This is a genomic window from Streptomyces sp. NPDC044033, from assembly GCF_056434425.1.
In genome coordinates, this window is record NZ_JBWKFF010000025.1 from 1 (window position 1) to 13591 (window position 13591).

General features: G+C 69.3%; 11 protein-coding genes and 1 pseudogene. 2 read left to right on the forward strand and 10 right to left on the reverse strand.

The features are described 5' to 3' along the window. A partial coding sequence (locus AC07AB_RS33270; RefSeq protein WP_478574982.1) for a transposase occupies positions 1 to 333 on the forward strand: 333 nt, incomplete at its 5' end. Here AC07AB_RS33270 and AC07AB_RS33275 read toward each other — a convergent pair. From AC07AB_RS33275 to AC07AB_RS33285, 3 genes and pseudogenes are all read right to left on the reverse strand, one after another. Further along, on the reverse strand, positions 290 to 835 hold the full coding sequence (locus AC07AB_RS33275) for a hypothetical protein (protein WP_478574985.1): 546 nt from the start codon (positions 833 to 835) through the stop codon (positions 290 to 292). The two genes, AC07AB_RS33270 and AC07AB_RS33275, sit on opposite strands and share 44 nt — an antisense overlap. A 1174-nt stretch (positions 836 to 2009) precedes the next feature. Then, positions 2010 to 2114 (reverse strand): annotated as a pseudogene (locus tag AC07AB_RS33280) (HipA family kinase); the annotation flags it as partial. Between the two features lie 124 nt (positions 2115 to 2238). After that, positions 2239 to 2451, reverse strand: a complete 213-nt coding sequence (locus AC07AB_RS33285) for an integrase (RefSeq protein ID WP_478574988.1) — start codon at positions 2449 to 2451, stop codon at positions 2239 to 2241. Between the two features lie 269 nt (positions 2452 to 2720). On the opposite strand from AC07AB_RS33285, the gene AC07AB_RS33290 reads away from it, so the two are divergent. Then, on the forward strand, positions 2721 to 3404 hold the full coding sequence (locus AC07AB_RS33290) for a GntR family transcriptional regulator (protein WP_478574990.1): 684 nt from the start codon (positions 2721 to 2723) through the stop codon (positions 3402 to 3404). On the opposite strand, the gene AC07AB_RS33295 is transcribed toward AC07AB_RS33290, so the two are convergent. From AC07AB_RS33295 to AC07AB_RS33325, 7 genes are all read right to left on the reverse strand, one after another. Continuing rightward, positions 3343 to 4023 carry an SRPBCC family protein gene (locus AC07AB_RS33295; RefSeq protein WP_478574992.1) on the reverse strand — a complete coding sequence of 227 codons (681 nt, stop codon included), beginning with the start codon at positions 4021 to 4023 and terminating at the stop codon, positions 3343 to 3345. The genes AC07AB_RS33290 and AC07AB_RS33295 overlap by 62 nt on opposite strands. Positions 4024 to 4026: 3 nt before the next feature. Continuing rightward, a complete protein-coding gene (locus AC07AB_RS33300; RefSeq protein ID WP_478574995.1) occupies positions 4027 to 4563 on the reverse strand; it encodes a (2Fe-2S)-binding protein in 537 nt (178 codons plus the stop codon). Continuing rightward, entirely contained in the window at positions 4556 to 5431 is an 876-nt protein-coding gene (locus AC07AB_RS33305) for an FAD binding domain-containing protein (RefSeq protein WP_478574998.1), read from the reverse strand. The genes AC07AB_RS33300 and AC07AB_RS33305 overlap by 8 nt, the downstream gene beginning before the upstream one ends. Then, positions 5428 to 7821, reverse strand: coding sequence for a xanthine dehydrogenase family protein molybdopterin-binding subunit (locus AC07AB_RS33310; protein WP_478575001.1), 2394 nt, complete (start codon positions 7819 to 7821; stop codon positions 5428 to 5430). Before AC07AB_RS33310 ends, AC07AB_RS33305 begins: the two co-directional genes overlap by 4 nt. Positions 7822 to 8608: 787 nt before the next feature. Beyond that, positions 8609 to 9610 (reverse strand): methyltransferase, encoded by a 1002-nt coding sequence (locus tag AC07AB_RS33315; RefSeq protein WP_478575003.1) that lies wholly within the window; start codon positions 9608 to 9610, stop codon positions 8609 to 8611. Positions 9611 to 9676: 66 nt separating this feature from the next. After that, positions 9677 to 10432, reverse strand: coding sequence for an alpha/beta fold hydrolase (locus AC07AB_RS33320; protein WP_478575006.1), 756 nt, complete (start codon positions 10430 to 10432; stop codon positions 9677 to 9679). Beyond that, the gene (locus AC07AB_RS33325; protein WP_478575008.1) at positions 10429 to 13527 is read right to left on the reverse strand and encodes an amino acid adenylation domain-containing protein; all 3099 of its coding nucleotides are present in this window, start codon (positions 13525 to 13527) and stop codon (positions 10429 to 10431) included. Before AC07AB_RS33325 ends, AC07AB_RS33320 begins: the two co-directional genes overlap by 4 nt. Positions 13528 to 13591 lie beyond the last annotated feature (64 nt).

Below are 13591 nucleotides of genomic sequence, written 5' to 3' on the forward strand. Positions count from 1 at the left end.
GCCGCCCAGGTCCTGCTGCGACAAGTCGCCGACGCGCACCACCGCCTCGCCCTCGTCTGGGCCGACGGCGGCTACACCGGCGGCCTGGTCGAGCACTGCCTCACCGCTTTCGCGCTGGTCCTGGCGATCGTCAAGCGCAGCGACGACATGCGCGGTTTCGTGGTCCTGCCCAAGCGGTGGATCGTCGAGCGCCTCTTCGCCCACCTGATGCGCACCCGCCGCCTGGCACGCGACTGCGAACGCCGCACCACCAGCGCCGAGGCGATGATCTACTGGTCGATGACCCTGCTCATGACCCGCCGCCTGGCCCGGCCACACCCGCAGCGAGCGTGAACCGGCCCGGCGCCGACTCGGCCAGCCAGCCGCGCGCGACCAAGCGTTTCGCCTTCGACCGCAGTGCCTCCACCCGAGCCGGCACCACGTCCATGCCGAACGCCGCGGCCATCTCCTGGCACGTCAACGGCCCTTGATGAAGCCGGGCCCGGTCCGCGAGTGCCTGCAGAATGCGCTGGTAGTCCACCGACAGCACCGACCAGGCCAGCCCCGCACGCCACACCGGCACCTTCGACTTCGCCGCGGTCGGCACCTTCGACGTCCTTCGGGACTGCTCCTCGACGGTCGGCGCGGTCCCCTCGGCCGGGGCGGGGTCCTGCCCGCTCTCGTCCACGGGGGCCAGCACCTCGCCGACCCGCGAGCAGGCGATGGCCCACTCCTTCCATTCCCGCTCGGCCACGGCCAACTCGGCCTGGACGCGGTCGGCCGCCTCCCGCAGTTCGTCCACACGACGGCGAGCACCCAACTCACGCTGTTCCAACAGCCCGACCACCGACGGCATCCACGACCTCCCGGACAGTGACAGCACGACAGGCCACAACTCCCACGGGATCACCCGCCCTATGCCCGACCAGCGGAAACGCGGCCCTCAAGTCCGGAAAGACAACAACGTCTAAGGACGAAGAACCTACCGGTCACTACGCACGCGAGGCCGAATAGGACTCCCGAGCACCCTGAAATTCTCGCTGTCTCGCCACGCCCTCGCAGCCAACAGACCGTCTGATCAGCAACGAAAGCCACCTGACGAGCCATCAGAACGAGCGCCACATGAGCGTCAAGATACCTCGGAGAGCGTCATTTCAGCGTCAAGATATCGCCCGTAACGCCCACACCGCACATAACGCACATAACGCACATCACTCGAACCCGCAGGTCAGGCGCCCTTCCCCACCGGCTTCAGGATCGCCACGCACTCCACATGGTGCGTCATCGGAAACAGGTCGAACCCGCGGCGTGCGTACCCGGTACCTGTGCTCGCGGAAGTATGCCAGGTCGCGGGTAGAAGCCGCCGAGTCGCAGGCCACGAAGGCGATACGGCGATCGCGGAGGGAGACCAGTTCGCGTACCGTCTGCTTGTCGGCGCCGACGGGCATGGGTCCAGAGCGATGAGTCCGGCTCTGGTGATGCGGATGCACGGGAGGGCCTGTTGGCCTTGCCCTGTTCGACGTGGGGCCGTGGGGACTCAGCAAGGTTGTGGTGGGCTTCCTCAATGCAGGCTCGCCCGACCCGATGTCGAGGACCGCGTCCATCTCCCCGACGCACTCGGCCAAGCGTCCGCGAAGATGCCGACTCCGCAGTAGCGACCCAAGATCCCTCTCACCCTTGGGCGGCATCAGGCTCTGCATAGCCCGCCTCGACCAGGGTTGCCTGTGGTCTGCGGATGGACCTGGCGGCACGTCGGCCGGGACCGGAGTCCCATCAGTAGCAGACCGGCCGTCGGGACAGTGAGTAGCCGGGCAACACGCTGCCAACAGGGACGGATGCGCGGCCCGACCTGCCGTAACGCAGTACGCCGCCGGGGAGAATCTGGGGAGAACGAAGCCCCTGTGGGGAGCGTCTGGGGAGAATCGACCGCATAAAGCGACAGCAAACCGAAAGAGCCTGAAAGGCTGATCCCCTCAGGTCAGGCGCTCCCTGGAGGCCGTTTCCGCAGCTCAGGCCGACGCAAGAGACGACTTCATGACGTACGTACCCAGGTCGTCGGCCTCGACGAGCCCCGGCAGGGAGCCACCCTCACGCAGCGGCGTGACATAGCGGGTCGCGATAACCTCTCTCAACATATTCCAAGGCCCTCCACGCCACACACCTTGCATTTCATGGTGCACTCCAAACGGTACGGTCCAGGGAACCACGCGCGATCAGCCCTGGGGAGAAACTGGGCGTTTCAGCCCGCACGCCGAGCCTCTATCTTCCGAGCAGCCCGTCGACGGCGGCGCGCCCCTCGCTTCCAGCCTCCGGCGTGAAGTGGGCATAGTAACCGAGCGTGATAGCGGGCGAGGAGTGACCCAGCCGCCGCGCCAGCGTCACCACGGACTCCCCCGCCTCCAGCAGAATCGAGGGGCGCAGGTGTGCGGCGGCACGCGGAAGCCGCCCTGCGGCGCCGCCTCCCCTTGCCACGGTTTCACTCCCTTGGGACGTGAAGGGATAACGCCTACTTTGGCCAGCGCGGTCGAGCCGGTGAGGTACCAGCCGTAGCACCACTTACCGCCACTGTCCGGGTTGGTGCACGGCCGGCATGGTGCGGTGGCACCCGGGGGCGAGTCTCGCCGGTTCACTGGGCTATCTTTCGGGACGGGACGCGAAGTGCGGTCTCCAGCACTGTGGTCTGCGGCATCGTCGGCTTCCGCACCGTCGCGGCTCCCGCACCGAGAATGAGGAGGTCCGCCGTGGCAGAGGGCCCTGGGGCGGAGACGACAGCGGCCCAGCGTGCCTATGCCGAGATCGCCGAGCGCATGGCCTCGGGAGAGCTGCGCCCCGGGATCTGGCTGCGGGAGGAATCCCTGGCCGCCTCGATGGGGATCAGCCGTACGCCCGTACGCGAGGCGTTGCGCAAGCTCCACTCCGAGGGGCTGGTCCGGATCGAGCGCCACCGGGGCGCACAGGTCGTGTCCTGGAGTTCCGAGCAGGTGGCGGAGATCTATGGGCTGCGCACCGTGATCGAGGGATATGTGGCGGCGGTGGCCGCCCAGAAGATCGGACCGGAGGATCTGGCCGCGCTCGAAGCGAACCTCGCCGAGTACGAGCAGGCGATCGCGGAGGGCGGCCGTGCGGGCAGGCAACGGGCCGTCGGGCTGAACAACGACTTCCACGCGATGTTGCTGGCGGCCACCGGCAACGACGGCCTCGTCCATCTGCTCACAGGTGTGCTCGGGCTGCCGCTGGTGCGCCGTACATTCCTGCAGTACACAGAGCGCGACCTCGCGCGCAGCGCTGAGCACCACAGGGGGCTCATCGAGGCGCTGCGCCGCAAGGACGCGATCTCAGCCGAGATGATCATGAAGGTTCATCTCAGGGCTGCCCAGCAATCGGTGCTGGAACGGCAGGAGCACGACGCCCCCGCAGACGGCTGACGAGCCACGCCGACAGCGCGCCGATCACGAACGCCCCGGCCACCGGCGCGTAGCGGCGGGAGACGGGCCACACGAAGGCCAGGGCGTTCAGCTCCGCACCGCCCGGGTCGGCGGGAGCGGAGGTTGCCGCCGAACCGTGCGGCCGCTGCCCGAAGGCGGCGGTCGGCTGCTCCTCGGCGGCCAGCATCGCTTCGAGGTTCGCCGCGAACTGACCGATCAGCCGCGCACCCACATCCGCCATCGCACTGCGCCCGAACTGGGCCACCTTGCCGGTGACCTGAAGCTGGGTTCCCACCGAGACGCGGGTGCCGGCGCTGCCTTCGGGTGCCAGGTCGACGGTGACGACGGCTTCGGCCGAACCCTTTCCGCTGCTCTCGTTGCCGCCGGCGTCGAGCACCATGCGCCGCTTGTCCGCGTCGCGTTCGCGGAAGGCCGCCGTGCCTCCGTAGCTGACCTTGATCGGTCCGACTTTGACGGTCACCGTCCCCTCGTAGGAGCCGTCGTCCTTGGGGAGCACGCTCGCGCCCGGCATGCAGGGGGCGATCCTCGGTACGTCGGTCAGCAGGGCCCAGGCTTCTTCGGGCGCGGCCGGGACGACGAAGTTGTTGGTGAACTCCATGCTCTACTCCTCGTTGTGCCGGTGGGTGGCCGGCGCGTCGTTCCGGTGGGTGGCGACCGCCGCGTCCTCGGCCGCGATGCCGCTCTCCACCGCCTGCCCGACTGCGTTGACGATGCCGTTGTAACCCGTGCAGCGGCAGAGGTTGCCGGACATGGCGACGCCGATCTCCTCCCGGGTGAGCGTCTGCCGCGCGCAGACGAGATGGTGTCCGGACAGGAGCATCCCGGGCGTGCAGAAGCCGCACTGGAGTGCGCCGTTCCGGGAGAAGGCGTCCCGCAGCCTCTCCGCGTCAGGGCCTTCCAGGCCCTCGACCGTGACCACTTCACTTCCTTCGCATCCCCCGGCCAGGGTGAGGCAGGCACGCGTCGGCAGCCCGTCCACCGTGACGGTGCAGGCCCCGCACACCCCCTGTTCGCAGCCCAGATGCAGCCCGGTGAGGCCGAGTTGGTCGCGCAGCAGGTCGGCCAGGGTGGTACGGCCGGCTGTACGCACTGTGTGCGGCCGGCCGTTGACGGTCATCTGAACAGTGATCTCATGCATCCGGTGTCATCCCCTCCGCGGCCCGCAGCGCGCGGTGGACCGTGACCGCGTGCAGTTGCAGCGCGTGCCGCGCGGTGGAATCGAGGCCCGACAGGTCCTGGCCCGTGTCCTGTGCGAGGGGCGCCACGAGGCGGGCGGGCTCCAGGTCGGCTGATGTTCCGCCACGGACGGCCGCTTCGGTGGTGCTCAGCCGCAGCGGGCGGTCGGTTGCCGCGCCGAGCCACAGCTCGATGTCCTGCCACGGCCCGTTCGTGTCCCGTTCGCCGAGGGCGACGCCCAACGAGTCCGCGAACTCGCCGGGTTTGCGGCACATCTTGTACATGCCCCACCGCGTCGAAGCATCGAGGCGCCGCACCTCAACCTCGGTGATCAGCTCATCGGGTGCCAGCGCGGTGGTGAAGAAGCCGAGCAGGAGCTCCCGTACGGGGACGGCGCGCGTGCCGCGTACGGAGCGGGTGTGCACGGTGGCGTCCAGGGCGGACATGACCGTGGGCCACTCGGCGGAGGAGTCGCTGTGCGCGAGGCTGCCGCCCACGGTGCCGCGGTTGCGGATCGCCGGGTAGCCGATGCCGGCGGCGGCGTACGGCAGCAGGCCCCGGGTAACGTCCGGCACGAGCCCGTGCTCGAATCTCATGTGTGTGGTGGTCGCGCCGTAACGGGCGCCGAAGGACGTCTCCCGGCTGGTGCGCAGCGCATCGACGCCGGTGAGGTCGACCAATGTCTCCGGCTCGGCCAGCCGCATGTTCATGATGGGGACGAGACTCTGGCCGCCGGCGATGACCTTGCCGTCGTCACCGGCGCCGGCGAGCAGTTCGACCGCCTCGTCCAGGGTGGTGGGCCGGTGGTAGCGAAAGGGCGGTGCCTTCATCGGGCCGCCTCCAATGCCGCGCCGGCCTCGGCAGCCGGCCGGCCGGCCTGGAGCGCCGTCCACACCCGCTCCGGGGTCATGGGGGTCTCGTTGACCTGCGTACCGAACTCGCGCAGCGCGTCCCGTACGGCGTTGGCGATGGCGGCGGGCGGCGCGATGGCCCCGCCCTCGCCGGCGCCCTTGACGCCGAACGTGGTGTGCGGGGACGGCGTCGACATGTGCTCGATCCTGATCCGCGGCACCTCGGTGGCCCCTGGCAGCAGGTAGTCCAGGAAACTCGTCGACTTCGGCTGCCCGTCGGCGTCGTGCACGATCTCCTCCAGGAGGGCGTTGCCGATGCCCTGGGCGATGCCGCCGAGGATCTGGCCGTCGACGATGAGGGGGTTCACCACCGTGCCGCAGTCCTCGACCACTCCGTAGTCGAGAAGCCGCACATATCCGGTGTCCAGGTCGACCTCCACCACGGCCGCCTGCGTGGCGTAGGTGAACGCACCGGTCTGCACGTCCGGCCGGTAGTGGCAGGTGACTTCCAGGCCGGCCTCGACACCCGGTACGTGGTCGGGGGTGAAGAGGAACTCCTTGGCCAGCCGCGCGTAGCCGATCGAACTCCTCTTCCCCACCACGGCGTGGTCGCTCAGGGTCAGGTCCTCGACGGGCTCGTCCATGAGTACGGCGCCGATTCGCAGGACCTTCTCCGCGAGCGCCTGGGCGGCCCGGTGCGTGGCTCCGCCCGACATCACCATGGAGCGGGAGGCGAAGGTGCCGTCACCGCGTGGGGTGAGGGCCGTGTCGCCGTGCAGCACGGTGATCCGGTCGGGCTCGACGTCGAAGGTCTCGCTGACGACCTGCGAGAGGGTGGTCTCCAGGCCCTGCCCATGGCTCTTGATCCCGACGCTCAGGACGAAACTCCCGGTGGCGTCCATGGCCAGCCGAGCGCCTTCGGTTCCAATGGTGACGGCCAGTCCGCGGGTGGCCCATTCGATGCAGCCGTGCGCGGTCTGCTCGGTGAAGGAGGCGTAACCAACGCCGATGCGCCGACGGGCCGTGGCGGGCAGGGCCCGTTGACGCGCGCGCCACTTGTCGTGCCCGATGAGGGCGGTGGCGCGGCGTACGGCTTCGGGATAGTCGCCGCTGTCGTAGACCTTGTTCGCGACGGAGGTGAAGGGCATGTCCTCGCTGCACACCATGTTCTTGATGCGCATCTCGTACGGTTCCATGCCCAGCGCGAGGGCGAGTTCATCGATGGTGCGTTCGATGGAGAAGGCGGCGGCGGGCCGGGCGACACCGCGGTAGGGGCCCGAAGGGGTCTTGTTGCTGGCCAGACTCCGGGTGCGGAAGCGGTAGTTCGGCAGCCGGTAGGGCCCGGGGATCATCGCCGAGGCCATGGTGGCGTCCATCGTCGCCGTCCATGGGTGCACCGAGTACGCCCCGCTGTTGACGAGGATGTCCGCGTCCACTCCCAACAGCGTTCCGTCGGCCGCCGCGTACGCGGTGACCCGGTGTCGGTGATCACGAGCCTGTGTGGAGGCGACCTGGGCCTCCCAGCGGTCCTCCACCCAGCGCACCGGATGGTCGACCTGGGTCGCGATGGCGGCGAGCGCGATCTCTTCCGGGTAGACGGAGCACTTGCTCCCGAACCCGCCCCCCATGTCGGGGGCGATCACCCGCACTCGCCGGGCCTGCATGCCGAGTTGGAGCGCGATCATGTCGCGGATCATGTGCGGCGTCTGCGTCGAGGACCACACCACGAGTTCGTCGGCCGACCGGTTGTAGTGCGCGATCACCCCTCTGGTCTCCAGCGGCACGACGGCCTGCCGGTTCATCGTGTACTCGCGGGTGACGGTGACCGCCGCCTCGCGGGCCGCCGCGTCCACGTCGCCCACTTCGCCAGAGGTGGTGGCGAAGATGTTGTCCGGCCAGTCCTCGTGCACCCTCGGCGCGCCGGGCGCCAGGGCCGCGTCAAAGCCGGCCACGGCGGGGAGCGCTTCGAGATCCACCCTGACCCGGCCGGCCACGTCCTCCGCCTCCGCCCGGGTGCCGGCGACGGCCAGGGCGACCGGCTCTCCGACGTAACGCACCTTCCCCGACGCCAAGTTGGGAAGCGGCGCTTCGCGAAACCCCTCCAGCGTCGAGGTCGCCGTCAAGGGCTCGGCGAAGGGCGCGAGCCGCTCGGCGGTCCACACCGCCTCGCGGTCCCCCTCCGGGACGGAGATCGCGCGGATGAGTCCGTGCGCGACCTGGCTCCGTACGAACGCGATCTCACGCAGCCCGGGAAGCCGCACGTCGGCGACGAAGCAGCCCCGGCCCGCCATGTGGCGGGAATCCTCCCGGCGAGGCTCCCGCGCCCCGACCCCGTGCCGCCGTTCCGGGACGGCCCTCTCGGTACTCATCAGGCTCACCTCACTCGTCACGGGCCGCCGCTCGTTCCCGTTACGGCTGCCGTACAGCACAAGACCGTATACAAAAGCAGCGAGATGGACAACGGTAGCCCGCACGTCGTGACAGCCGCCCCACCGGCGTTCCGCGACGCACCGGGCCTCAGCGCGAAGCCCCGACGACACCGTCTGCCACGTCCGGCTCCACCTCACCCCCCGCCTCTCCTTGAGGCCCAACTACCCATATACCAGGGGAAGATGAGAGGACTCTTGATGTGTTGGCAGCACATCAGGGCCCATCCAGTCCCGGTAGGAACGAAGAGCTTCGCCCCGCTCCCCCGTGGGCAGAATCGAAGACACTGCGACTCCGCGCGGTCACCGTCATCCCCATCCGCCGGGGCCAACACGCCAACAGTTGTATACGAATCTTCGTCACGAGCCCTCAGAGGGTGCTCATCGGAGAGCGTTGATGGCCTGGGAGGCATAGTGCTCGCGCAGGGACCTCACGGCATCGCCGCTCGCCTCAGGTCCGGATACCTCACAGCAGCAGGCGGGTCCGCCGCCGCAACGACGGGCCCGCTCTCCGGCCGCGGCGAGAACAGCTCCCGACAACCGGGGGAAGTTCACCCGGCCCAGCGCGAACGCGGCGACTCTCCCCGCTCGTCCGGGGTCGGACAGTGGGCTGTCCGTCGCTGAAGAGCGCGTCTCGTGAACGATCACTACTGTTCCCTGCCCCGGGGATATCGGGAGCGTCACGGACTCTTGGAGCACACACGGCTCGGGTCCGCCCCCGGCGGTTCGGTCAGTCGTGGTAGCCGACGATGAGGTGTTTGTCCCCGTTGGACTTGCGGACCTCGCAGCGGGTGAAGCCGGCGTCGTTGAGGAGTGCGGTGAATTCGTGGGCGGTGCGGTGCCGGCCTTGGGTTTCCAGATGCATGGTGAGGTTCATTGCGGAGGTGGCAAGGGGGCCTTGTCGGGTGTCATCGAAGAGGCGGTCCATGACGAGGACATGTCCGTGGGGGCGGCAGGCGCGGTGAGCTTTGCGCAGGAGTTGGACGCAGGTGGCGTCGGGCCAGTCGGACAGGATGTAGCCGAAGGCGATGCAGTCCCCCTCGGGCAGTTCGTCGGTGAAGAAGTCGCCCGGAGTGAAGTGGAGGCGGCCGGCGAGGTTGTGTGCCTTCCGTGTCTCATCGAGGTAGGGCTCGACCTGCGGGAGGTCGAAGACGGTGGCCTCAAGGCCGGGCGCGTGGCGCAGGGCAGCGATGGCGAAGGGGCCGGTGGCTCCGCCGACATCGATCAGGTGGGTGCTTCCGGTGAGGTCCCCGAGGGCGGCGAGTTCTCGGGATGGAGCGTAACTGAGGTCCCACATGGCGGTGAGGAAGCGACGAGTGGACTGTTCGTCCCGGTAAAGAGAAGCGAAGGGCTGGGCGTCGGGGCCGTCGACGACGGCCTTTCCGTGCTGCAGGTAGGAGTTGAGGGCGGGGGTACGGGTGGCTGTCTCCTGGACGAGGTGGGTGAGAAAGCCGCCGATGTAGTGGGGATTGCCGGGGTCGAGGAAGGGCTGTATGTCCGGGGGGACTGCGTAGCGCCCGGTGGACGTGCGGTGGAGGATCTGATGCGCGGCGAGGAGCAGCAGCATGCGTTCCAGGACGTCGGCGTCGAGGCGTAGGGCTTGGGCGATGTCCTCAGCGCGGGCGGGCCCTGTGGCTGTGAGGTGGGCGAAGACGTGGTGGCGGTCGGCGAGGTGTAGCACAGGTGTGGTGATGACGCCGAAGACGGCCTTGTCCAGGTTGCTGGGCAGCACGGAGAGATCCTCCTTCGGGTGAGCGGTAGCCGTCCGGCCTCGTGTGTCGGGCGGACGGGCGCGGGGTCAGCGTGTGGGGGTGGCGGTCGCGCTCTGGGTCAGGATTTCCGCGAAGTGCCGCGGGTGGGTGGCGTGGGCGATGTGGTCGGCGCCTTCGATGGTCTCGTGGCGCCCTGCGGGCAGGAGGTGGGCGAGGTGGAGTGCGGTGTGCTGGTGGTGGGGCAGTGATCGGCTTCCCGAGGCGGTGAGGACTGGGGTGCGCAGGGTGCTCGGGTCGAAGCAGGGCTCGTCCAGGGTGGGGTCGGTCATCTCGCGGATGAGGGCGAGGCCGTCGGGGTGGAGCTGTGCGTCGCTCTTGCCGTGGGCGGGGCGGCCGAGGACGGCCTGCTGCAGGGCGCGGGCCGTGGCGGCGGGGCCTTGAGGGATGGTGTCGTGGACCAGTTGTTCCCAGGGTGCGGTGCCGGGCCACCAGGGCAGCCAAGGGATGGGGGGTTCGTAGGCGACTACCGCACGGAACAGGCCGGGGCGTTGGGCTGCGGCGGCCAGGGCTGTCAGAGCGCCATAGCTGTGACCGGCCAGGACGGGCTGCCGCAGGCGGGTTGCCACGGCGATGAGATCGGCCACATGGTCGGCCAGCGCGGTCTGGGTATCGGCCAGCGGACGGGAGGCGCCCCAGCCTCGCCGGTCGTACCCGGAGATCGTCCAGCCGGGCAAGTGGGCGGCGACCTGTTGGAAGGTGGCGCTGTGGTCCATGGTGCCGTGGACGAAGAGGACGCTGTGGGGGCCGGTGTCCTTTTTCGTGCGCAGGACCGGGCGGATCATGAGGGAGCTCCCGCGGTGAGGAGAAGGTCCGCGATCTTTGCGGGGGTGGGGGCGGTGATGAGCACCGCGGTGTCTACGGGGGTGCCGGTGAGGGCTTCCAGACGAGCGAGGAAAGCGGCCAGTTTGATGGAGTCGCCGCCGATGCTGAAGAAGTCGGAGGCGGTGTGGATATCACGCAGGGGCAGGTCCAGGGTCTGGGCGAACTCCTGGGCGATCTTCCAGGTGAGGCGGGAGTGCCGTCGCTGATCGGCTCCCGGATCAGGTTCGGGCGGGGGCGGGTCGGTGGCCGGCGGCGGGATGGGGGGTGCGCTGTTGTGGGTGGACTTGCCGTTGATGGACCGCGGGAGTTCGGTGACCTGGGTGAACGTGGTGGGCACCATGGCGCCGTGCAGGCGGGCGTTGAGGTGGGCGCTGATCGGATCTTCGTCGAGGTGGGGTCCGGCGGGGACGATCAGGGCTTCGAGGCGGTCGTCTTGGGGATGGACGTGGCAGGCAGCGACGCCGGGGGCCGTTTCCAGTACGCGTTCGATCTCGTCGAGTTCGACGCGTTGGCCGTGGAATTTGACCTGTCGGTCGCGACGGCTGATGTAGTCGAGCGTGCCGTCGGAGCGGGTGCGGCAGATGTCTCCGGTGCGGTAGAGGAGGCTCGGGGGGGCTGTGGGGGTGGTGTGGGGGTTGCGGGCGAAGTGCTTTTCCATCAGGTCGGGCTGGTTGAGGTAGCGGCCGACGCCGATGCCGCCGATCCACAGTTCGCCTTCCTGTCCGGCGGGAACTTGGCGCAGTGCGTCATCGAGGAGGTAGGTGTGTTTGTTGGCGATGGGCCGTCCGATGGGCGGGCGTTCTTCGGTGGGTGAGCATTCGTGCCAGGTGGCGAGGACTGCGGTTTCGGCGGGGCCGTAGAGGTTGAGCAGGCGGCGTCCGGGGTGGGACCAGCGTTGTGCCCAGGCTGCGGGGAGGCGTTCACCCGCGGAGGCCGCGATCCGCAGATCGGGCAGGGGTTCGTCGGGAAGTGCCATCCAGACCGAGGGGGTGAGGATCACGATAGTGATCTTCTGGGCGGCGAGAAGTCGCATCAGGGGCGGTCCGACGATGAGGTCCTCGGAGGGGGCGACGACCAGGGTGGCACCGGACAGCAGGGCGAGGATGAGGTCGCCGACACAGCCGTCGAAGTTCGGGGAGAGGAACTGCAGGATCCGGTCTCCCGGGCCCTGGTGGAAGATCTCCTGCTGGGCGAGGTGGAGGTTGACGGTGGCCTCGTGGCTGATGGCGATGGCTTTGGGGGTGGCGGTGGTGCCACTGGTGAAGACGATGTACGCGGTGTCTCCGGCGGTGGCCCCAGTAAGCGGGGCATCGGGGTATCGGTCGCTGTCGCCGGTAGCGGTCACCTGGGCGGGGAAGATGGCGGGAGGCAGGGAGTGATCGCTGATGACGAGGCGTGCCTCGGCTTCGACGAGCATGGTCCGCAGCCGCTCGCGGGGGCAGGACGCATCGGCGAGGAGGAACGCGGCACCGGTCTTGGCGACGGCGAGTACGGCCAGCGCGAACTCGGGAGAGCGTTCCATGACCACGGCCGCAACGGTGCCGGGCCTGGCCCCTTGCCGGCGTAACCGGTAGGCCAGGGCGTTGGCCCGCTCGTCGAGTTCGCGGTAGGTGAGGGTCTCGTGGGGTCCTTGTACGGCCGGGGCGTCGGGGGTGGTTCGGGCCTGCTGTTCGAAGGCTTCGTGCCAGCATGCGGTGGGGGCTGGTTGCTGCGTGGTGGTGGGGTCGGCGTCGAGGGAGCGGGCGGGGAGCACGGGTGCGTCTCGCCTCTCGGTCTCGGTGTTGCCGGGGGTGTGGGTGCCGATGCGGACCTTGGCGTGCTGGAGGCAGCGGGTGTTTCCGTGCAGGCCCCAGACCAAGGCCGAGGGGCCGTCCGCGGGTGTGTAGGACGGGTATTTGGCCAGGAATCCTTCGACGGCGTAGCAGGCCAGGCGTTCCGCGTAGCCGGCACCGGGGCATGTGTGGCGTCCGGCTCCGAAGCCCAGATGCCGGGGGCCGTGCCGGCCCGGGTCGAGAATCCCGGAGTCGGTGAAGGTGCGCGGGTCGAGGTTGGCGGCGGCCAGGTGGACCAGGATGCTGTCACCGGCTGTGATGGGGATTCCGTGGACGGTGGTGTCGGTGGTGGCCCTGCGTGCGACGAACTGGCTGGAGCCGTTGACGCGCATGGTCTCGGTGACGACGGCGGCGAGCAGGGCCGGGTCCTGGCGGACTTGGTGCTGGCGTTCGGGGTCGTGGTGCAGGGCCAGCAATGCGGAGGTGACGAGGTGGGTGAGGGTCTGGTAGCCGCCGCCGACCAGGACGATGCCGTTCGCGGCGACCGCGAGGACTTCTTCCTCGGTGGGGGCCCGGCCGGACAGTGGAGCGGTGAGCGCGCTGATCACGTCGTCGCCCGGGTGCTTGAGCCGGTGACGGGCCTCCTGCTCCAGGGTGTTCAGGGCCTGAGCAAGGGTCTGGTCGACTTCGGCGTCGGGGGCGGCGGGCAGGGCAGCGAGGCTGCCGAGGAACCGTTCGTACGCCTCGGCCCATCGGGTGAGTTCCGCCTCCCGGCCGGGCATGCCGAACAGGTAGGCGACCAAGGCGGAGGGGAGTTTCGCGGCGAAGTCCTCGACGAGGTCGAGGGCGCCCTGCTCGGGAAGGGCGTGCAGAATGCCGGTGACGATGTCCCGCAGATCATCCTCCCGGCTCTTGACGCGGGGGCCCGAGAACTGGCCGGCGAGGGCGGAGCGGATGGCGTGGTGCTGCGGGGGGTCCAGAAAGAGCATCTGTTCATGGACCATCGCGCTCAGGTGGGCGGAGGCGTGCAGGCCCCGGGCGCGCAGGGCGTGGGGGTCGTGCTCGCGTACGGAGGAGAAGCGTTCGTGGTCGCGCAGGATCTCAACGGCTTCGGCGTAGCCGGAGCACACCCACACGGAGCCGACCTCGTCGAAGAACAAGGGCCCGAGTTCGGTGATGGCGTTGATGTAGCGGGTCGGGTCGGCGATGACGTCGGCGGACTGGAGCAGATGCACTCCGTGCCGGGCCCGGTCGTAGCCGGGCGGAGTCGCAGGCAAGATCATGGCATGCCTTTCAGGCTGCGAGGGAGGTCGCGTCGGGGGCCGCGGCCCTGGCGTGGGGCTGGTG

Coding starts and splice junctions, on each gene's coding strand:
- AC07AB_RS33325 (WP_478575008.1), bottom strand. CDS start 13,527: ATGATCTTGCCTGCGACTCCGCCCGGCTACGACCGGGCCCGGCACGGA.
- AC07AB_RS33320 (WP_478575006.1), bottom strand. CDS start 10,432: ATGATCCGCCCGGTCCTGCGCACGAAAAAGGACACCGGCCCCCACAGC.
- AC07AB_RS33305 (WP_478574998.1), bottom strand. CDS start 5,431: ATGAAGGCACCGCCCTTTCGCTACCACCGGCCCACCACCCTGGACGAG.
- AC07AB_RS33295 (WP_478574992.1), bottom strand. CDS start 4,023: ATGGAGTTCACCAACAACTTCGTCGTCCCGGCCGCGCCCGAAGAAGCC.
- AC07AB_RS33300 (WP_478574995.1), bottom strand. CDS start 4,563: ATGCATGAGATCACTGTTCAGATGACCGTCAACGGCCGGCCGCACACA.
- AC07AB_RS33275 (WP_478574985.1), bottom strand. CDS start 835: ATGCCGTCGGTGGTCGGGCTGTTGGAACAGCGTGAGTTGGGTGCTCGC.
- AC07AB_RS33310 (WP_478575001.1), bottom strand. CDS start 7,821: ATGAGTACCGAGAGGGCCGTCCCGGAACGGCGGCACGGGGTCGGGGCG.